15 protein-coding genes are annotated in these 19,544 nt (G+C 55.3%); 11 read left to right on the top strand and 4 right to left on the bottom strand.

The genetic code is table 11. The features are described from left to right. Nucleotides 1-270 precede the first annotated feature (270 nt). Nucleotides 271-2,502, bottom strand: a complete 2,232-nt coding sequence (locus tag AB4Y36_RS22215) for a P-loop NTPase fold protein (RefSeq protein ID WP_368684070.1) — start codon at nucleotides 2,500-2,502, stop codon at nucleotides 271-273. A gap of 472 nt (nucleotides 2,503-2,974) precedes the next feature. Here AB4Y36_RS22215 and AB4Y36_RS22220 point away from each other — a divergent pair, with 472 nt between their 5' ends. Beyond that, nucleotides 2,975-3,628 carry a glycoside hydrolase family 25 protein gene (locus AB4Y36_RS22220; protein ID WP_368684071.1) on the top strand — a complete coding sequence of 218 codons (654 nt, stop codon included), beginning with the start codon at nucleotides 2,975-2,977 and terminating at the stop codon, nucleotides 3,626-3,628. Nucleotides 3,629-3,777: 149 nt separating this feature from the next. Here AB4Y36_RS22220 and AB4Y36_RS22225 read toward each other — a convergent pair whose 3' ends face one another. From AB4Y36_RS22225 to AB4Y36_RS22235, 3 genes are all read right to left on the bottom strand, one after another. After that, a complete protein-coding gene (locus AB4Y36_RS22225; protein ID WP_368684072.1) occupies nucleotides 3,778-5,508 on the bottom strand; it encodes a hypothetical protein in 1,731 nt (576 codons plus the stop codon). A gap of 82 nt (nucleotides 5,509-5,590) precedes the next feature. Continuing rightward, nucleotides 5,591-7,036: an alkaline phosphatase family protein gene (locus AB4Y36_RS22230; protein ID WP_368684073.1), complete on the bottom strand. Its 1,446-nt coding sequence runs from the start codon at nucleotides 7,034-7,036 to the stop codon at nucleotides 5,591-5,593. Nucleotides 7,037-7,116: 80 nt separating this feature from the next. Then, the gene (locus tag AB4Y36_RS22235) at nucleotides 7,117-8,076 is read right to left on the bottom strand and encodes a hypothetical protein (protein ID WP_368684074.1); all 960 of its coding nucleotides are present in this window, start codon (nucleotides 8,074-8,076) and stop codon (nucleotides 7,117-7,119) included. 642 nt (nucleotides 8,077-8,718) lie between these two features. Between AB4Y36_RS22235 and AB4Y36_RS22240 the strand changes: the two genes are divergently transcribed. The 10 genes from AB4Y36_RS22240 (at nucleotide 8,719) to AB4Y36_RS22285 (ending at nucleotide 19,325) form a co-directional block, all read left to right on the top strand. Beyond that, complete coding sequence (locus AB4Y36_RS22240; RefSeq protein ID WP_368684075.1) at nucleotides 8,719-8,994, top strand: hypothetical protein; 276 nt, start codon at nucleotides 8,719-8,721, stop codon at nucleotides 8,992-8,994. Beyond that, nucleotides 8,987-9,622 carry a hypothetical protein gene (locus tag AB4Y36_RS22245; protein ID WP_368684076.1) on the top strand — a complete coding sequence of 212 codons (636 nt, stop codon included), beginning with the start codon at nucleotides 8,987-8,989 and terminating at the stop codon, nucleotides 9,620-9,622. Before AB4Y36_RS22240 ends, AB4Y36_RS22245 begins: the two co-directional genes overlap by 8 nt. 93 nt (nucleotides 9,623-9,715) lie before the next feature. After that, on the top strand, nucleotides 9,716-9,862 hold the full coding sequence (locus AB4Y36_RS22250) for a hypothetical protein (protein ID WP_368684077.1): 147 nt from the start codon (nucleotides 9,716-9,718) through the stop codon (nucleotides 9,860-9,862). Between the two features lie 187 nt (nucleotides 9,863-10,049). After that, on the top strand, nucleotides 10,050-11,711 hold the full coding sequence (locus tag AB4Y36_RS22255; protein ID WP_368684078.1) for a hypothetical protein: 1,662 nt from the start codon (nucleotides 10,050-10,052) through the stop codon (nucleotides 11,709-11,711). Nucleotides 11,712-12,901: 1,190 nt separating this feature from the next. Beyond that, a protein-coding gene (locus tag AB4Y36_RS22260) for an IS3 family transposase (protein WP_368684079.1) occupies nucleotides 12,902-14,112 on the top strand; the annotation gives its coding sequence in 2 pieces (ribosomal slippage) (nucleotides 12,902-13,217 and nucleotides 13,217-14,112; 1,212 coding nt in all). 197 nt (nucleotides 14,113-14,309) lie between these two features. Continuing rightward, nucleotides 14,310-14,660, top strand: coding sequence for a hypothetical protein (locus tag AB4Y36_RS22265; protein WP_368684080.1), 351 nt, complete (start codon nucleotides 14,310-14,312; stop codon nucleotides 14,658-14,660). A 311-nt stretch (nucleotides 14,661-14,971) separates the two neighbouring features. Then, nucleotides 14,972-15,676, top strand: coding sequence for a hypothetical protein (locus AB4Y36_RS22270; protein ID WP_368684081.1), 705 nt, complete (start codon nucleotides 14,972-14,974; stop codon nucleotides 15,674-15,676). Between the two features lie 69 nt (nucleotides 15,677-15,745). Beyond that, nucleotides 15,746-16,180 carry a hypothetical protein gene (locus tag AB4Y36_RS22275; RefSeq protein WP_368684082.1) on the top strand — a complete coding sequence of 145 codons (435 nt, stop codon included), beginning with the start codon at nucleotides 15,746-15,748 and terminating at the stop codon, nucleotides 16,178-16,180. Nucleotides 16,181-17,926: 1,746 nt separating this feature from the next. Next, the gene (locus AB4Y36_RS22280) at nucleotides 17,927-18,937 is read left to right on the top strand and encodes a helix-turn-helix transcriptional regulator (protein WP_368684083.1); all 1,011 of its coding nucleotides are present in this window, start codon (nucleotides 17,927-17,929) and stop codon (nucleotides 18,935-18,937) included. A 79-nt stretch (nucleotides 18,938-19,016) separates the two neighbouring features. After that, entirely contained in the window at nucleotides 19,017-19,325 is a 309-nt protein-coding gene (locus tag AB4Y36_RS22285) for a hypothetical protein (protein ID WP_368684084.1), read from the top strand. Nucleotides 19,326-19,544 lie beyond the last annotated feature (219 nt).

Genomic DNA, 19,544 nt, shown 5'->3' on the forward strand with positions numbered 1-19,544 from the left:
ATGAATCCGGCGAAATACGCGAGATATCGCGACCAGTTGATAACCTCCCTTGCGAACAGACCAGCAGTCTTTCATCGCAGCCTCTGGCGGTTGATATCAAGAGTGATTTATGCGCCCGAATCGCTGCAGTTGGACTGTTGCCGGACACGCACCCACCGGGCGAGCCGAGAACCGTCCGTTTTCCGGGTACTACTTTAGTCAATGTCGACAAGGGGCTTGCGAGTTGCGGTCATCGTAGACCGCCGAAGGGCGTATTACTGCGTGCGGTACTCACCAGAAGCCCTTTCCCGCGTGCTCTGAGAGCCGGGGGAGTTCTTTGTAAAGAGAGAAGAGTGTGTCTTCTCCTGCCCACGATGTGTCGTCTCTCAACACGTAGTCTTTCACTACGCGGGTCTTCCAGTCCGTGACATTCTCACAGTCAGCCGCTAGGTACTCGAGTCCCTGCAGTGTTGTAGAAGGCGTAAAGGGCGTGGAACTACCGCGAGCACTTCCAGTCGCGACAGGTCTCGGCTCTGTTCGTCGTAGCCACCGAACATGCTCGGGCCATTTCACCGACAGCGCGGTCCATTTACACAATGCATCTTTCGATGGCACCTCGTTGCCATGTTGATGTCGAGCGTACCAAATTAAATGATTGAACCTAAAGAGGTTCAAGAATATTTTTAGTTCGCGCGGGTTACCCTTGAAGAGCGGCATTGCAGAGCGTATCAGTCGTTGAACTTCAGGATTGTTATCGTCGAACGCGCCAGCCTTATTCACGGTGTCACGGAATTGTTCAGGGGTGATTCTGTTCTTCTTATCTTGCGGTGACGATGCGGAACCGGGTGTGGAGGTAGTTTCGGTCGTTGGTTTGTCTTTCGTTGAGGATTTCGACGTGCCCATCAAAACATCAACAAATTCTTCCTGCGTCTCGCTGCTGATAGTCGGTATGACGAAAGGCAACTGTACGAATTTGTCCATGAAACGCCAGCCAATCGGCACCTTAGCATCTGCTGGCAACGCGGCCCACAAATCCTTGTGAGCGGTCTGCAGAGCTGCTGCGACCATCTCCGAGTCCATGCCGAAGACGAACGAGCACTCGGGAAAGTCGCCAGCGAGAAACAGATTGATTGCATCGAGCACGGCGGATACTTTTGGCGGCGAACACCGGTCAAGGTCGTCGATGAAAATGACGAGGCTGGTCCCCGGTGAAAGGCAGTCAAACACTCGCCGGATGTCCTTCTCAACCTGATGCACGAAGCCTAACTCTCCCTCGTACCTGGGAACATCCACGATATCATTGAGCACTTCCGAAACGGGCTCGTTTTTTACTTTGAAGTAAACGGCGACCGACTTAACAGTAGTCAGTACTACCACGGATACAGTGGCAGACAGTCCTGAAAGACTGACATGAGGGCCCAGCTTGGCCGCTAAGCCAGACATAATTGAGAGCGCCTCAACCGCGACGAATGAAAGAGCCGCAGCGCCGATGGCCCAGCCTAGCCCAATAGTCGTTCGCAAGACGCGATGGATGAAGTAGTTGTGCAGTTTTTGCCGAATAGCCGCGCTATTGACTCTTGCTAGATTAAGGCGCAGCCAGAACGTTTCTTTTTCGGCTCGCGTTTTGAGCCGATTCGGGACCTGCTGCAGAATGGCGTCAGCTAGACCGGCCCAAACCTGATTTGTGCTCTCGTATTTCCATGCGTTAAACCAAACCGTGACCCGACTAGTCTCCGCATTCTCGACTTCAATTCGAGGCAGTGGCTCTTCCACGTTTTGCAGACGCTTGTCTATCTCCCCCTTCAGACTCTCGAGAGTTAGCCCGGCCTCTGGGGCTCCGAAGCCGGTTCCTCCTTGAGGCTTCATGACGGCCGCAGGCGAAGGCACTATTCGAGGTGCAACTCCTTGCTCTATTGCCCGGTCTCTCTCCGCAGACATGCTCGCTTGAGGGTCTAATTGCTTTTGAATCATCCTCATCAGCGAGGTCTTTCCACCGCCCCACGGTGCCTGTATCGAAATGGTTAATGGTGGCTTGGACTTCTTATGGGTCAGGAACGCCGCAATGGCGTAAGCGTAACCAGCAAACCCCAAAGTGTCGTCTGTCGTCCAGTTGTCGCCGGCGATGTGGATTGAGAAGGGCTCTCCGTTGTCGGTCGATGGCGAGTTCCCAGCGGGAGTGCTGGGAGCCGCGGGCCCTGTCGGATTGGGTGGCGCATTGGGATTGGTGGACGATGAATACGGACCGGGGGCATCGCCACTAAATGAACCTGCGCTCGTTGCTGAAGTATCACCTGGAAAACTGCCGGAGTCACCGGGCTCGCCGGGAATGTTTGCGGTGGGCGACGCAGTTGCTGCCCGTCCTTTTAAAGCGGTTAGCTGTTCTGCGAGTATTCTTTCTTTCTCATCGGCCGACCGCTGCGCCGATAGCTTATCGTTGTGTTCCCAATCCTCCACATCTTCTGTTTCAGCTGTCTCTTCCTCTTCCTCCGTTTCTTCCTTTTCGTCATCGTCATCGTCTGCCATGTCAGCCCCCTAGTCCAACAAACCCGCGGATTAAGCAGAGCATAGGAGACCGGTTAACCTTAATAAAGAAATAAATGTAGGGCCTTTTATGGAGGGCGTTCCATACTTGGGTCGTTGGTGAACGTTTGCGGGGCTAAGTCGCACTTTGACAGCCGAAAACAACAAGGGACGTCTAGATATAACGACAAGATGCGCGATATGAATTTCTGCATATGTGGCTGCTTGGGCATGCTGTGTCCATCGCAGTCTGTCTATTTTTTGGTGTGCTGACGGATGAATCGACGGCAGAGTGCTTCAGTAAATATTCCATTACTGACGCATTGCTATTCTTTGATATCCGACATAGCTAACTTGGCAAAACAAATCAAGAGATATATTGCGTGAGACATAGTCGTAATGTTCGGCTTCGAACAGAGTGAACATAACGTCGCATCCTCATATAGCAGTTGTAATACTGTACGAGGAGACGAAAATGCCTGTCACCATGGATGGAACGTTTGATGGTGTTCTCGACATCAATCATAACGACGACGTCGTACTTAGCGATATGCAGAACGCGGGTATTGTGGCCGTGATTCATAAGGCGACTGAAGGCGCCAGCTTTCAAGACCCGCTGTATGAGAGGCGTCGATACGCAGCGAACGCGTTGGGAATGCTATGGGGCGCATATCACTTTTCGAGCGGCGCAGCTCCTGAGGACCAGGTGGACAATTTCCTCAAGGCAATCCAATGGGGAGTTGACACGAACTCCGATGCCTCGACATTACTCGCGCTCGATTTTGAAACGAGCACAAGTGGCCCCGACATGTCGGTCGGCGACGCCTGTGCATTCGTTTTGCTTATTAACCAGCGTACGGGTCGTTGGCCGCTCGTCTACGGTAGCAACCTGGTAACAAATGCCGATGCCGTCGCGGACCCCTCTTGTCCATTGAGCAATTGTCCATTGTGGTACGCCAGTTACAACAACCAGCCTCTGCACCTACCGAATCGGGTTTGGACGAAAGGTTGGGCATTGTGGCAATTCTCAGATGGCCGCGATGGTCCTGCACCAACGAATGGTTTTGACCGAAGCTGCTACAACGGGACACAGGCGGCGCTGCAACAGGCGTGGCCCACGTTTGCGTAAAACAGAGCAGACTAATTTACGGGCAAGGCAGCTTCTGCGTTTAATTTCGACTGACGCTCGGCGACATTTTCTGCGTGCGCTTGAGCGTTAGCTTTGTACACGAAGACTGTCCATAAAGTCCGACCTGCTCCTTCATTGAGAGAAGCCGTTCAATAAGACCACTCCGCCCGCTGACCATCCGGGTTGATGATGACAAAAAGATGGACCGGATGAGCCTGACCACCAGAAGCCGGAGTCGGGGGCGGCATAGCATCATCAGGCGTGTCGGTAGTTTTCACAGTTAGGACCTTGTAAAGCGTGGGGTCTCCGTCCTGGTCAGCATCTTTGGCTTCTATTTCAACGCTCCCGAATGATTTTTCAGGCGGTTCAGCCGTCTCTTCTCCTTGCTTATAGGCGCAAGTTGCGTTCTTCGCAAGTCCTGTTCCGGTAAGCGTCCAGGTGACGGTCTTGGGGGCGTCTGGGTCCTGGACAGTTCCCTTGACTCCCTTTAGTGCGGGCCCCGACTTGCGAACAATTTTGCCGCCGACGTACCCAAAAGCACTGATTCCTGCAAGCTGCAGGAATCCGTCAGGCAATGTCGGCAGATTTTGTATCGTTGCGGGGTCAAGCGCGAGCGTGAACACGATGAAGCCAGCCGCACCAACTATCGTCCACAAAAGGAATTGGGCCCGCTCGGGCGCAATAACGCCGCCGACTGAATATAAATCGCTGAAGGTAGGCGAGAGCGGGCCGGAGGACTTGGTTCCCTTTACCGATTGAACGCCAGTTGCTGCGACACTAGTTCCTACAGAAACGACTAAGACACCAGGTAAGCCGCTAGGTATATCGGAGAACGTGACCATGCCTTGTATGAAGCTGCGAGCGACACTAAGATAGACCCACCCGAACAAAGCGACGAACGTCCATATCACAAGCTGTACTCTGGATAGACTATACGTTGCGGAATCCATATCAATGAACAGGGTTCTCCATCGACGAATTTTCGCTGTTGGTGTCCCTTGAGGTACGGCAATCAGCTTCCTATTTGCTAAATATGCGCCTCCTAACACAATGAACACGACGACGGCGGCGATTGCCTTTGGGGCATAGCGGGGATATCGGGACAAGAGCAGTTCGTGGGGCTGGGAGACTGCGTCCTCCACCTTAACCGCTAACTTTACCTGCCCACTCAGCATCGTTGGGATTCCGGATACGGTGATGGTTGTGTCCGTTCCGTTGACTAAATATGAATCTAAGCAATAGCGAGTTTTTTGACTTTCACATTTACTCAAAGGTATATCATTAATAAGTATTTGATTGGTCTCTTGATATTTACGCATGGTATAGACAATTTTATCGTCTTTGCCGTTCTTGATGCTTCCTTTGTTGTCTTTATCTGAAACTAGGCCCTCGGAGATAGTGGCAAATCCTGTGCCTTGAATCGTGAGGTTTGTGTATTGATGATTGAATAGTCCCGCGGGGTACAACGTCGAATTAGACAAAGCCGAAATTGTTGGGATTGCACGCGTCACGTCAAGCGGGGACGAGGTGAAAAGAGTGGGCTGCTTTTGGCCAGTTGCAACGACGCCTATTCTGTATGTCCCGGGCTTGATATCGAGCGGCACTACGAACTTGAGGGACTTGCTTGTAGTCTCAGTGGGAGGTGTCGTATGTGGGTGGTCGCAGTTTTGGTCGATATCTTCACACAGCTGTACAGTCTGTACTGACGGCAGGTTGTCGCCCGTAACACTAACCTGTCCGCCGCGAAGAATCGACGCCGGCGAGGGCGCTCCAAGCGATGCCGTCGTGCTGCTGGCAGCCGCAGCGCCATCAGCTCCCTGTGCCTGCGCGGATACTGCGGCAAGCGCCGAAAGCATCCACATAGCAGCTCTCAAATTCATGGCTCGCCTCCAGCTCCGATTGCAATCGGACGGCGTAAAGCTTTGCGACTGACCTTGAGACGCGCCGCGGGTATTCGTGCGGCTAGTGTCCTCGATAAATCGTTGTGGTGGTGGTTGCCGTGTTCGCTCGTGCGGAAGCGGCGAACCGTGCCATGATGGCCTGCATAATCTCGCGAACATTGGCTCCAGCGTCGCCAGCAGTTGGCTTCACCAAAGGGGCGCTGATTGGTGAGGTCGTCAGGTCCTGCAGGTGCTGCGCCACGGATGAGTTATCTGCCAACGGCTTGAGACTATTTGCGACGAGCTGCAAGAGGTCCTGCAGATTGTTCACGGGCCGTGTAAGGGCGGCGTCTAACACGGCGGCATCCGGTGCGCTGGCGGGTATCTCGATGGAGGCCGGCCCCCGGTTAATATCAAATCCATCATTCAGCGCGCAGGATAAGTCAGGGGCAGCTGCTTCGCGAGCGGACAACGGCCCCGGTATGCCGAAGCAGTTTCGGACTGTGCGAATGATAGATGTATGGTCAAACGGCGTGGCGCCTTTGGGCCGAAGTATGGTCGCTGAAGTATAGGGTGAAATGAGTACGGCAGGTACTCGCACGCCGAAGGTATCAAAGTTGAAATCAGGACCGGGGCGGGCATCAGGTCGTACTGCGGGAGGCGGCGCCACGTGGTCATAGCACCCACCGTGCTCGTCAAAGACAATGACTAGTAGCGTGCTCGTCCAGTTTGGTGAGGCCCGCACAGCATTGTAGACCTTTGCAACTAAGGTATCAGCGAGTTGGACGTCATGCGGAGGATGCATGTCGTTCGGCAACCCGCTGTCAGGGAAGTACATGGGTTCAATGAAGGAGTAGCCGGGCAGCTGGCCGGCGGCCGCATCTTTGACAAATTCGTCGACCAGCCGGAAGTTAGAAAAGTATGGCCAAAGCCGGGACAGCAGGGCTGTTTGCGGGAAGTCGTGGAAATATATTTTCCACGGGACGATTCCTTCCAATTCGTTGAAAATGGTTTGCATCTGGAAGGGGAAGCCATTCAATGTGTTGTTTGTGTAGCCGTTTGCCGTTCCCGTGTGCACAAAGAAGCGGTTCGGCCATGTCTGGCATGGCGCAGAAGCGAACCACCTGTCAGAGACTGCGAAGCTGTTGGCCAACAGACTCAGGGCAGGAAGCTCTTCTGGCGCGAAACAATGCATGATGTCATTAGCCTGGCCGCCTTTGGATAGATAGTTCTGGATGAAACCACCCATCAAGGGAACGGCTGGAGCGCCCCCATAAATCTGCTGCTTGATGTCCTGAAACGACTCGCCTGGGTCTGGGCTAGGCATCCTTGAGCTATCGATGCCTGGCTGTGTCGGCCAAGGAGCAACGCCCGTACTGTTATTCTGCCCATAGTTCAGGAAGGAATTGATTCCTTTCAATCCGTCGAAATCCGCATCGGCGGGCCGGAGATAGCCGAACACGTTGTCGAAGGAGCGGTTTTCGAGCATCAGCACAACGATGTGCTTTATATTTGACAAATCAGCCATTTTCAATTCCCCTCAAGAAACCGACTTTCCCGCTGCGTCCCGGGGCGTGCCGGGACGAAATTCGCTAACCGGTAGCCTGGTCAGCCAGTCGCAGCCACCGCCAATGTTGCCGGCGCGGCGGGTAACTGGGTCGAATAGACGGGACCGAGCTTTATGTAACCGGGTATGGACGGGTGAATCTCATTTACCCAGTCGCCGTCCAACTCGGTGGAGTCGATACTTGCCGGTGTCAATGTACCTGTAAGATGTACGAGATGGATGTTTGCATTGGCAATATTGAACGGTGAATTGAGCAACTTGGCATTTACATCGTCCGCGGGACTCGAACCGGCAATAAACGTTGTCCAAGAGTTCATCAAGTACTTCACTAACGTTAGCCAGTCAGCATTCGGGATGTCATACGCCGAAAATGCCGCAGAAAGCCAAGGGCCGAACCCAATGTTGGGCATGTTCCAGGTTGCGGGTGCGTTGCGGGGTTGCGCGTAGTCGTACGAGTGGACAAGAATCGGTACGCCGGTAGACTGGCTGCCGGTCCCATCGCGTTTCTGCACTATGGCAGCAAAGCACGCCAGTAGGGTGTTCTGGAGCGCGGCCCATCCATCTGGTCGCACATAGTGACTGCAATCAGAAGCGACTGGCACACCTGCTCTTTCATTCGGGGTTCGCAGTAGCCTTAAGGCCGCCTTGGTAGCGTTTGTCTCGGTAGGCAGGGTGTTGACGGCGGCAATTATGTCGTTGCCACCGGCCGAAAGCAGCAATGCTTCCCACGGCCACGCCTGACCGCCATAAAGCAGACTAGCAAAGGGTGTTTCAACCTCCCACTTGACCATTTCCTGGAGTGTCTTCCCCGGGTACGCACAGGAGACAACGGCCGAGGACTGGTCGAGGGAGACGTTCAGAAGGATATTGCTGGTGAACTCGGGGGGGAGGGCCCCGATAGAAAACCACGAATCGCCTTGTGCCAGAAATAACCGAGCGATGCCGGCGAACTTATCTACCAGCTCATCGTTCGGATTGCAAACAATCATAGATGTGGCCACTTTCGTCTCCGTTTTTTTTCTGCGATATTGACTCTGCAGTCTCAACTGAAACTCTTTTATGCTTTCTTTGCAGCGCTTAAACCATGGGGGATTCCCGTCGTTTTTCGACGACCTCTTCGCCAGACTTCTTTGCTAGCGAGGGGGTTTCTGGCGAGCGTCATCGCAATCTCCTTTTGAGTAGAGCATGTCACCTGATAGCGACAAGAGCCAATTGCTGGAAAGTGTTAGCTCTGTCACATATGCGAAGCGCATGACGCACGTTGTTTGGAGATTGAAATGTAGAAGACAGTTCAGGACGACGGGTCGTGTACCGATATGACTGTTTTCGCAGGCGCTTACTTTGAAGACAATGAACTTCGCTCGATGCCTATGGAATTGATGGTATTGGCGTCCTATATGTGCGGTATCCCACACTATTTTGTTGGCAAGCTTTGTTGGCTACATCGCGGGCCAACTAAATTGTATGAAAGGACGCTTGGATACCCCGGTTTGAGGGGCTGCCTCAAAGGGAAGTCGAGCGGACGGCGAAGCGGTCGGCCGCCGTGCTTCTGGATGTGCTACCAAGAGATGAGACTGGATTGAAAATAGGCGGATGGAATGTCGACTTCGAGTGTACCTGCGGCATCTTCGGACCAAACCGGTATGGCGGTCGACGATAGGGTCAAGGTGGTCCGTGAGTTAATTGATATTTTCGCGCTTGAGCGATATGCCTACCTGGCCATCGCCGTCCTCTCCGTCTTGACATTGCTAACGAGCGCAGCGTTTCAGGTGTTCAATGGACCCGGAGGTGATATTAAGCCACTCGTCGGGCTATTTGGCTCGTCGGGTGTACTCACGTTGGCTATTGGTCGAATACTCAGTATATGGAACCAGGCTTTCATGTATGTAACTGAGCTTGAAAGGAGAAAAAATGTCTAGTTCTCCTGAGTTTTCCGCGGCAGTCTTAGCGCGAACGTCGCGCCAAGCAACACTTATAACTGTCGCCGGAATCGCTATCGTGGTGGCTACCTTCGCTTTCAGTACGTATCGGCTCTACAGTCTCGAAAAGGAAGTCAACGCGACAAAGAAAGAAGTGCGAGAACTGCTCGCAACTCGCCAGAGCCTCCAGCAAGATGTGGAAGTACAAAGGTCCGAGTACAAGCGTCAACAGGCAATTCTCGACCGGGTTTCATTGCAGCTGGGCAAGGGGGACGCGGTGGCTGCCACCAAAACGTTAGAGTCTCACGCCGAAGCACTCGGCCCGGCGCCCATCAGCCCGCGCGTTTATGTTCAGGTTCGCTCGGATGCGCAAATGGCCCTATATGGAAAGTTGGCGGATACGCTACGAACCCGTCAATATGAGGTTCCGCCGCCGGAACTTGTTGCGAAAGGACCCAATAGTACGGAGGTCCGGTATTTTCGTGCAACGGATGCCAAATTGGCCAGAGACCTCGCCGCGAACGTGGAAACGGTGATAGCAGGTACCGTTCGCGTGCAGTATATCGCGGGTTACGAGCATTCTCCGCTCGTAAAACCGCATCAATTTGAAATCTGGTTTGCTCCTTGAACTGACCACTCCATCTCTCGTTGGTCGTGGATTGCAAACATAAAATGTAGTGCCTTGCATGTACTGAGCAATCCACGCGTCTGCGAAAACCAAATGACGACCGTCTTTCAAGCAGTTTTTGACCACAAGGACCTGCTCCTGATGCTCGCTTTTTTGCTCAGTAACGCTCAGGTGGTGTTCGCTGAGACTTTTGGTAACGGGACCGCAGCGTTCTACGCCGGGCTCGAGAAGAGCGAGTAGATGCGCTGATTCCACCCAGACTTTGATGCCAGTGAGCCCCGCAATGCGGGTTCTTTTCGTTCGTGCGCGGGAGAGAGAATGTCGCTGGCAAAAGCATGCTAAAAAACGGGACCCTCCTTGAGAACGTTGCTAGCCGTTACGTAGGCGAGGAGCCACAGCTTACCGTGCGAATAATCCTGGAGCTGTCATGACAAGAAAAAGCAGCAGACTTCTCATGAGTCTGGCTTCCGTCGGCGTGGTGGCGGCCTGTGGAACCACAAGCCCGGATTCAACGCCGGTGGCTGACACATGGGGCCAGCAGATGTCCAAGTACAATATTTTCCCTGTGTTTCCGCCGCGAGCGGATGTACAGGTGGGCGACATCTTCTTGACCTGCATGGGTGATGCCTCCACGCAGGACATGGACTCCATCACGAAACGGTCAGTGTGGCTTACCTCGCTGTACGACGTGGTCGACGACGACCCGCTGCCGAAACAGAGCACCTCTGAGGCTGATGCCGCCGACCCACCGGCAGTCAGCCAGGCAGGGATGCTCACCCGAGAATATCGCACTAGAGTAGAGATGCCGGTTATTCCCCAGGCTTCAGCTCCGATTGCGGCACAGCCCCCGGGTAGGGCCTCTGATACAGAGGACGCTTCAGCCCCTAAGGGGGCGTCGGCACCTGCTGCGGCCGCCAACCCAGGCGCAGCCAAAGCGCGCCAACAGAAAAAGGTACAGAAGCTTGCGAAGGTGGGTGACCAGCAAGGACCGGCCCCGCGGCAACAGCCGAAAGCTGGGAATGCAGACACCCCGATGCAGACGCTATTTTCCACTGTGCCGCCGCACCAGCTAAAGATAGTGTCATTCCCGGAATTCTTTAATGTTTCGCTTACCAAGGCGCAAGCCTCGGCTCTCGTACCGTTTCCAACCATCATTGCTCAGGCAGGATTCAATTATAACGATGCAAGCAATATTCAGATGTCTGTCCCGCAGGCAGAGTCTTATGGAGTCCCGTTTTCCGAGGTTGAGCAGGCTTACCGCGCACAACAAGATACGCCGCGTATGAAGGTCGCTTTGGACACGGCACAAAAGCTTGCTGTCGGCTTTTGTAGCGTCGGGGTGCCGAGGATGCTTATTGTGTCCGAGATATATGCAACACGGGCGATTGATGTGAGTATCACGTACAGCCAAAGCGCGGGAGGCGGCGCGCAGGTGGGACTTGCTTACGATACGGGCTCAAAACAGGCGACGCTGCTTGACGCCTTCAAGAAGTATCTCGGCGTAGGAGCGGACACAACCAACTCGGGAGCGGGTGGCAACAACGGTGCGGGTGGTGCCGCTAAGCCGGTCGCCAAGGGCGCTGGCCAGCCTGACGCGGCGAGCGCACCGCAGCCAGAAAGTCAGCCCACCATTGCGCAGGCGACTGCTTTCATGCAGCAACTCAATGATTTGAGTAAGCAGGTCATTTCTGACCAGCCGTTGAGTTTTCCGGGTGTCCAGGTTTCCGTATTCCACGGAGCAGCTTCGGGTGTGGTGATGAACAGACGCTTTGATTCACCGGTCGTAATCGGCTTCCGAGGCATGGCGCGCAGCTTCCCCCTTGATGACAATCAGGCCAACCAACACGCTGGCTCGAGTGACCCTGTGAGTGGCCAGCGGAATAACGAAACAACATATGGGCAACGCCAGACTATTCCCCATAACGGGTCCGGTGGCCCGGTCGGTGACCAACCTGACAACGAGAACACGTACGAACTGCATCAGACAATCCCCCTCATTGATGTGAATACTCTTCGCAAGCTGAATGTTGACATGCCCGCGAGCGCACGTGACCGGTCCGTTTTTCAAATGCCCATGAACAATCACTAGAACGGTGCGCAACGGAAATGGAGACTTGGGAGTTTTGTTTTACTAACTGTCGCCATGAGCCGTGGCGCTGGTCAAATAGAGTTTTAATCGGCAACGCTGAGGCAAGCACCGTGGCCCGAGCTACCGGGGCTAGCGCTTAAGGTGGAAGTGGGTGTAGCTGCAACGGGCGTCGCGGGTTTAACAGCAATGCCTGGCACGAGACCAGGTCGGTTAAGAAATATTGTGGAAAATGGCGTGCCCAGCGAGTTCGGCATCGTGAAGGAGTTACCCCGTCGATTCGGAGAACTTAAACGCGTCCGCAATAGCAACGGAGGGGCTCGACAAGAGGGTAGCGTTCCATGCAAACATTTGCACGCGCTAAAACGCGTCTGGAATCCCTGCCGGCGGCGACCTGCCGCGCTCGTGGCAGAGGGAGCGAGAGGGTGTAACGATATCCGTGCAATCCTCGCCAAGGTTAGAGCTTGCCTTGCGATGCGCACCCGGTAGTTAATGCCCAGTGCTTTTTACTCAATTCGCTGCGTGCTTTGTGGTGACAGGCTTCGTCGATTCTTCCGCGTGCCGCCTCCGCATCTATTCCCTGAAATCCAGAAGCAGGTTCTGAATGAGGGAGCCTCGAAGAGTTCCATCGCGCTGCTTTCCGTGCGCGTTCAGATATTGGTGGCAACGAGTTCGGAGGCGCGCGCAGCTACTGTCTACGCTGACCGCAAAAGGCGGAGATGGAGTTCAATTCGGCATTGGTATATAGAAGCGCGTTTAAATGTACTGGTCGATGCGTGTTGCAAGAGGTTCAGAATTGGTGGTCGCTTGTAAACATAAAACCTATTGCATATACTGGGCACAACTAACGCATTGCGAGCAGACCATGGGCTCCTTCCTCCTTACTGTCGCCTTTCTCGGCTTCATCATGCCGTTCGTGTTTCCGAGCACATTCGGCGATGGACCCGCACGCGATAAATGACTGTTCCGCTTTGCAGACAAGATGCCCCGCCGAGTACGGGGCATTTTTTTTTGCGGATAAATGCCTTCAGCTGTTGACGGCACCGTCCACATGAAATCTCAATCTAATGGACATCCTGTATTTGCACTCAAACGCAACTGGAGCGGCCCCCTGAATCGCCGGACACAGTCTCCCGCTTAAACTAACGGGTAGGCATAAGACTGTGTTTTTGACTAACACCAGGCAGGAAGTGATGGAAGTGTTGACGGGCCCGGAGCGTCGGCGGCGCTGGACGGCGGAGCAGAAGCTGGCGATGGTGCGGGAGAGCCTCGAGCCGGGGAAGTCGGTTTCGATGGTTGCGCGCCAGCATGGCGTGAATCCGAACCAGTTGTTCCACTGGCGCAAGCTGTACCAGGACGGTAGCCTGTCAGCGGTCAAGGCTGGCGAGGAAGTGGTTCCGGCGTCGGAGCTGGCCGATGCACTCAAGCAGATTCGTGAGCTGCAACGGATGCTCGGCAAGAAGACCATGGAGAACGAGATTCTCCGCGAAGCAGTCGAGTATGGCCGTGCAAAAAAATGGATAGCGCACTCGCCCTTGCTGCCGGAGGACGACCAGTGAAGCTGGTTTGTGAAGTTCTCGGCGTGTCGCGCTCGAACGTATCGGCACGACTGTCGCGTCCGGCTACATGGCGGGATGGACGTCAATCGAGGCAGACCAACGATGCGAGCGTGGTCGAGGAAATCCGCCGGGTTGTCGGCGATTTGCCCAGCTATGGCTATCGCCGGGTTTGGGGTGCGTTGCGCAATGAACGCGTTGCGGCTGGGCTGGTGCCGTTCAACGCCAAGCGCATCTATCGCGTCATGCGCACGCACGGGCTGCTGATGGAGCGCCGACCGGTTCCGCCCCGGCCGCAACGCCGGCACGACGGCAAGGTGGCTGTAGCGCGCAGCAATCAGCGTTGGTGCTCGGACGGCTTCGAGTTTCGCTGCGACAACGGCGAACCGCTGCGCGTGACGTTCGCGCTGGACTGCTGCGACCGTGAAGCGATGAGCTGGGCGGCCACGACGGCGGGCCATAGCGGCGACATCGTGCGCGACGTGATGCTGGCTGCGGTGGAAAATCGCTTCGGCAATGCGCTGCATACGCCATCCGAAATCGAGTGGTTGAGCGACAACGGCTCGGGCTACACGGCCGACGACACGCGGAGGTTTGCACTGGGCATAGGCCTGAAGCCATTGACCACGCCGGTGTGCAGCCCGCAAAGTAACGGGATGGCCGAGAGCTTCGTAAAGACCATGAAGCGCGACTACGTCGCCTTCATGCCGAAGCCGGATGCAGAGACAGCTGCACGCAACCTGGCCATCGCATTCGAGCATTACAACGAGAAGCATCCCCATAGCGCGCTGAAATACCGCTCGCCCCGCGAGTTTCGGCGCTCGACGGATTCAGCAACCATAGTGTGAAGCTGTGTCCGGGATTACAGGGTCAACTCCAGCAACCATAAGTCGGGACCCGGTTTGGTCAAGGTGCATATACGTTAAACAAGGGCCAGGCGAAAGCACCCTAGTGGGCATGACGATGCCGGTAACCTACCTCGTGGCCTATCCTCTCGGCCACGGGGCGAGGTGAGAAGTCACAGGGAATTCTCGAGAGTGAAAACATGTACGCAATCGACATCACGCCCTTGCTGCGTGACACGGCGGCCAAGCTCCATAGCCTTCCCTTCGTTCTGCGGTTCGCTATCCTCATATTTGCGACGTGGCTTGCGAGCGACTCAACCCGAGTCATCGTGCAAGCTATCCGCAGCAAGTGGCTTAGACCCCGTGCGGCGGCAGTGTGGACAATAGGCATGGCAGCAATCGGCTACCACTTTGGCGGTGCGTCCCTAGCGCTGTTCGCAAGCTTGTCTGCGATGTCGGGGCTGATAGCGAGCGTGAGCGTGCGCAAGTTTCTTAAGCGCCTTGAGTTCTATCGTTACGTGAAAGAGCAAATGGCAAAGCAGAAAAACTGAATCTTGATTCCAAAGCCCGGTTCGCTGGGCTTTTTTTCTTCGTGCGGAGGCATTGTGACGGAGTTACCCCTTGAGGCTGGACGGCCTCGCGGCGGACGATGAGGAAAACGGCTGGAATGCCTGGCAGATAAGGCGACTCGGCCGCTGGGAACGACGAAAACTGCGCGGGTTAATCCGCACACTTCGAACCTTACTTCGCACTTAGCGCGCGAAGCATGTGTAATGAGCACTGTGCTGGTATGCTGCCCGAGCGGCTGAAAGGCCGCAGCGACAATAAGAACCGCCGGCGGACCCCGGTAAGCGAGAAACCAATGAAAAAAGCCGTCTTGCTGTGTGCCGTCGCCTTGTACGTGACGGCGTGTAACGACTCGAGCACGAACGCGCAGTCGACTAGTGCAAGCGCGGATGCACCGCGCATCGCGAGTTCGTATCTCCCGCCGACGGCCAATGCCGAGGCGACCACTGCTTCAACGCAGCCGCCTGCTAAACTGCAGGCAGCTATGCCTCTGCCTTCTGGCAAAGACGACGAAACCCTAACTGGGCGGGACGCCGGAGCGGCATTTTCTGAGTATGTGGGCAGTATTCAGGCAAATCTGTTTGCCATGTCTGTGACGGGGCAGATATACATCGGCAAGATAAGGCAGGATGTATCGTTCCGAGCATTGCATGAATACAGGGACGACGCCGAAACGTTGAAGAAGAGTGTTGAAGATACGGCCGGCAAGATTGGCGTGATACCGATGACGGGTAACGTAAGCGACGCCGATGCAGTCTACTTTGGGAAAGTGCTTGATGCCGCTACGGCTATAGTGTCTAAGAATCTAGACGTCGCAGTTGATTTTGCAGTCAATGCCAATACTGGCGAAGATGCATTCGATGATGTGCAGAACGCCGCAGGGGATGCGAAGCGCCTCAGGAAAAAGTTCGAAGATGCAGTCATGAATGGCTACAGGCACTTCGGTTACAAGCCTAGCGAAATTAATCGGGAAACGCTGGCTATCAAGAAGCCGGCGTAAGAAACGCCCTGATAGCAAAGACCGCTTCGGTGGGCTTTTTCTTTGCGGACCTGCGGCACTACACGCCGCATGACGACATTCATTGGTATCGACCCAGGCGCCCACGGCGCGTTTGCCATCAACACCGCCGGCGCATGGCAGGTGGAAGACTTGCCCAGGCGCGACGATGGCTCTTTTGACGCGGCTGCACTTCATGCCGTGCTCGCTGCCATCCCCAGGCCGCTCGCCGCGGCTCTCGAGCGGCCTCTCCCATTTGTGGTTACCAATGCGGGCAGCATCCTGAAACTCGGGCAGAGCTACGGGGCCTTGCTGGCGTGCCTGCAAATCGTGCCGAACATGACGGTACGCACGCCGTCGGCGCGCGCCTGGAAGGCAGGGATGAAGCTAACAAGCGAGAAGGCGCTGTCAGTCGCGCGAGCCCGCGAAGTGCTTGGGTTTCGGGAGAACCAGCGACTGCGGCACGACAAAGCCGAGGAGGTAATGCTCGCCGAGTGGTGTCGGTGAATGAAAGCTATTTGAAATTGGCCGTATAGATTTGATTCTCTGATTTCATACGGTCAATCGCTATAAATCAATAGCTTATGATGGCATGGCTATTGCGTTTGCTACTTCAGAAGCTTGCTGCTAGTCGGCCGCGGGGTATCGAGCAGGGACTTCGCCGTCGATTCTTTGGCTTTGCGTCGGCGGACGGTCTTCGCGTGAATCGGCTCGCGCGCTTCAAAAACCTCGCTGTCGACAAAGGCATGCCGACGTTGTCCGCCGGTGTAGTAACTGGTCGCTTTAACGGCGAAAATCACACCGCCGGCGCGCGCCGTCCATTCGGACAGGTTGAGCCCGTCCTATTCAGCCACGGCAATCGCTAGTCCGTGAGCACGGGCAAGAATGAAAGCAATCGGTATCTTTTGGGAATTAGTGTCTAGGCGGCCGTTTGCATCTAATCGCCTAGGCCATCTCTATCTCCAAGTTCCATGGTTGCTACACGCAGTGACGCCGGCTCATTGGCCGGATACTGCGAGGCCATCCATGACCAGAGAAGTAACCGCAGCGGATGTGGTACGCGCTTGCGTCGTGCTACGTAAGCAACGACGACGCATTTGTGCTGTGAGTGTGAGGAATGAGCTGGGAACAGGTAGTTACAAAACCATAATGCGGTGGTTGCGACTGCTTGCTTTCAGGGAACTCGATGATTGAATGTGAGGCCCGCGGCCGCGGGCCTCACTGGGTCACGAATCAGTCGACGGCCTTTGCGTTTCCAGTGGATGTTACCCAATAGCATGGGACGTTGTGTCAATATAGTGTGCGCTGTCGATGGCCGCTGATATGCCGGTTGGCTTTTGCCGGCGCGAGTCGGTTCACGATGAGCCTGGAGGTGAGTCACGCAATAACATGGCACCGGCAGTTCGATGGCCCCGGTTCACGCCACCGAAATCCGAGGCAACGTCTAGGTCCCAGGCGCGCATTGAAATCATGAGAACCAAGGTCGCTGTTGCCGCTACGATTTGGCCAGGCCATCTTCGCAATTATCCCCAGACTTTGTGTGCAAGATTGTGGATAACCTGAGGGCGCGCGTAGCAAGCTTCTGATTTAAAAGCGAATAGAGCCCCTGATTCGACCACGGGCAAGACGCCAACTGGCGCACGCTGTGCATCGGGCGGCCCTCTGATGTTGCCTTGCTATCACCGATTTTGCAAAGACTTGAACGACAGACTCATTGCCAGTCCGTGCTTTTCGGTGTGTACCGAACGACACGGATGAAGTCCGGCGTCGCGCTTTCGACCGGGCGGAGCGCCGCTAACGACAATCTCGTTCGGGTCTGAGCTGGTCACTGCCCTTGCGTTCGCGGGCATGCTCGCCTTTGCGCACCAGGAAGCACAGCCAGCTTGCGTCGGTAAACCCTAAAGTTTTGTTGCGCCCGAGCCGATAGACAGGCTCGTTGGGCGGCACGCCAACCTTCCAGGCATGCCTCTTTTGACCATATGCAGAAGGCGTGGGCTTATGAGGCTGGGGCAGTGTTGTGCTTCACTCGAACGGACGCCTCGTGAAGAACGCTTACTTCGATAGTTTCAACGGGCGCTTCTGAGATGAACGCCTAAACATGAACGAACATTGGTTTTCTTCTAAGTGCCGTGCTAGGAGCGCGATGAATCGTGCCGAATCGAGTACGGTTCTGAGTGGCGCCGCGGAGCGCTTGCTTACGTTCCCGCGAATGACCACGAGAGTCAAACCAGTTACATGCGGGACACCGGATTCATGGCTACGCGCTCCGATACGCTGAATACGACCATCCTCGCGATAGAGCTACTACGACGTATCCCGAGAAACCGAAAGGTCACGGCAGCTGAATTGCACGAACAGTTGCAGCACGCAGGGCATGGCCGGGACGTGCGGACTATCCAACGTCAGTTGGAAATGCTGTGCGAGCATTTTGACATTGACTGCGACGACCGGAGCAAGCCCTATGGATACTGTTGGAAGGCACAGTCGGGAGGCCTGTCCCTGCCAGTGCTCAGCGAGCAGGAATCACTGCTACTGTTGTTGGCAGAGGAGCATCTGAATCATCTGCTGCCGGCTGGCGTATTGAAGTCCATGGATGGCTTTTTTGAGCAGGCCAGAAGGAACTTCGGTCCGACCGTTGCTGAAAGGCCCAGCCAGCAGTGGCTGAAGAAGGTTCGCGTCGTCAGTCCGACTCAGCCAACCCTGCCGCCAAAAATCGAAGGTGGCGTGTTCGATGCTGTGAGCAATGCGCTCTACGCGAATCTCTGGCTCGAAGTCGAGTATCGAAACGCTGCCGGCAAGTCGAAGCCAGCCGAGGTAATGCCGCTCGGATTGGCTCAGCAAGGCGTTCGTCTTTACCTCGTTTGCCGCTACAAGGGCTATGCGGAGGAGCGGATTCTCGCGTTGCATCGAATCATCACGGCCAGCGTGACTACACGGCCCTTCGAGCGGCCGACCGACTTCAATCTTGAGCAGTACGAGGCTGACGGCAAATTTGGCTTCGGCAGCGGGAAGCGAGTCCGCTTGAGCTTCTGCATCGAACGGGAGACCGGTCTTCAATTGCTTGAGTCGCCCCTGACGCCGGACCAGAGGGTTGCTACCTTTACCGACCGTTTGGAAGTGACCGCCGTGGTCGTGGAAACAGTGCAACTGCATCGCTGGCTGCTTGGCTTCGGTGAGAAGGTCTGGGGCGTCACGCTTGAGGACGTTGGCGGAGGTCATGCGGGAGAGGAGGAGCTGGACGCGCTGCGACACATTTTGTCGTAGGCGCGAATATGATGCCCCCAATGGGTGGTCACCGCTGAATCGCAGTGACCAGTTCCGAGTACCGATAACCGGGGGTGCCGTGGGTAAGCTGATTGTTATTTTGATTCTTGGATTCATGGCGTATGCCGTTCTCAAGCAGCTGTTGAGGGTTGTGCGATTCTTCGAACCGACGCAGCAACAGCAACAACAGAAGCGCTCTTCTGAGCTGGAAACGGTGGACGTAGCAACGAGAGAGGTTGTGCCGGCAAAGAAGGAAGCTGGCCAGGACTGGACCGATGAGGTCAAGCGCTCATACGACCTGTTCGCAACCGGGGCACTCACGAAAGAAGAGTTTGAGCAAGTGAAGGCTCAATTGCTCGCAAAGGTGGGCGCTCAGTCCTCGGGGTGAGCCGTAAGACGTCGTCAACGAAGCTGTACATGTCGGTATTCAAACCAAATCCACGGAGTAGATAGGCTGATGAAACAAGACTGGGAGCGCCTTAGATAGCGTCAAGCAGGATGGCCGGTTTACCGACAATCATTTTGGCCGGTCGACCGGGGTGATTGTCGGTGGTTATTCGGTCATGGTTGTCGCTCCTTCCTGATGATTGTCGCTGGATGATTGTCG

This window comes from Paraburkholderia sp. BR10936, assembly GCF_040965735.1.
GTDB lineage: Bacteria > Pseudomonadota > Gammaproteobacteria > Burkholderiales > Burkholderiaceae > Paraburkholderia > Paraburkholderia nodosa_A.

What these genes read in the sequence shown, in the direction of transcription:
- AB4Y36_RS22220 (WP_368684071.1), top strand. Translation starts at nt 2,975, where the DNA reads ATGCCTGTCACCATGGATGGAACGTTTGATGGTGTTCTCGACATCAAT.
- AB4Y36_RS22270 (WP_368684081.1), top strand. Translation starts at nt 14,972, where the DNA reads ATGAAAAAAGCCGTCTTGCTGTGTGCCGTCGCCTTGTACGTGACGGCG.
- AB4Y36_RS22245 (WP_368684076.1), top strand. Translation starts at nt 8,987, where the DNA reads ATGTCTAGTTCTCCTGAGTTTTCCGCGGCAGTCTTAGCGCGAACGTCG.
- AB4Y36_RS22215 (WP_368684070.1), bottom strand. Translation starts at nt 2,502, where the DNA reads ATGGCAGACGATGACGATGACGAAAAGGAAGAAACGGAGGAAGAGGAA.
- AB4Y36_RS22280 (WP_368684083.1), top strand. Translation starts at nt 17,927, where the DNA reads ATGGCTACGCGCTCCGATACGCTGAATACGACCATCCTCGCGATAGAG.
- AB4Y36_RS22275 (WP_368684082.1), top strand. Translation starts at nt 15,746, where the DNA reads ATGACGACATTCATTGGTATCGACCCAGGCGCCCACGGCGCGTTTGCC.
- AB4Y36_RS22240 (WP_368684075.1), top strand. Translation starts at nt 8,719, where the DNA reads ATGGCGGTCGACGATAGGGTCAAGGTGGTCCGTGAGTTAATTGATATT.
- AB4Y36_RS22250 (WP_368684077.1), top strand. Translation starts at nt 9,716, where the DNA reads ATGACGACCGTCTTTCAAGCAGTTTTTGACCACAAGGACCTGCTCCTG.
- AB4Y36_RS22225 (WP_368684072.1), bottom strand. Translation starts at nt 5,508, where the DNA reads ATGAATTTGAGAGCTGCTATGTGGATGCTTTCGGCGCTTGCCGCAGTA.
- AB4Y36_RS22230 (WP_368684073.1), bottom strand. Translation starts at nt 7,036, where the DNA reads ATGGCTGATTTGTCAAATATAAAGCACATCGTTGTGCTGATGCTCGAA.
- AB4Y36_RS22255 (WP_368684078.1), top strand. Translation starts at nt 10,050, where the DNA reads ATGACAAGAAAAAGCAGCAGACTTCTCATGAGTCTGGCTTCCGTCGGC.
- AB4Y36_RS22265 (WP_368684080.1), top strand. Translation starts at nt 14,310, where the DNA reads ATGTACGCAATCGACATCACGCCCTTGCTGCGTGACACGGCGGCCAAG.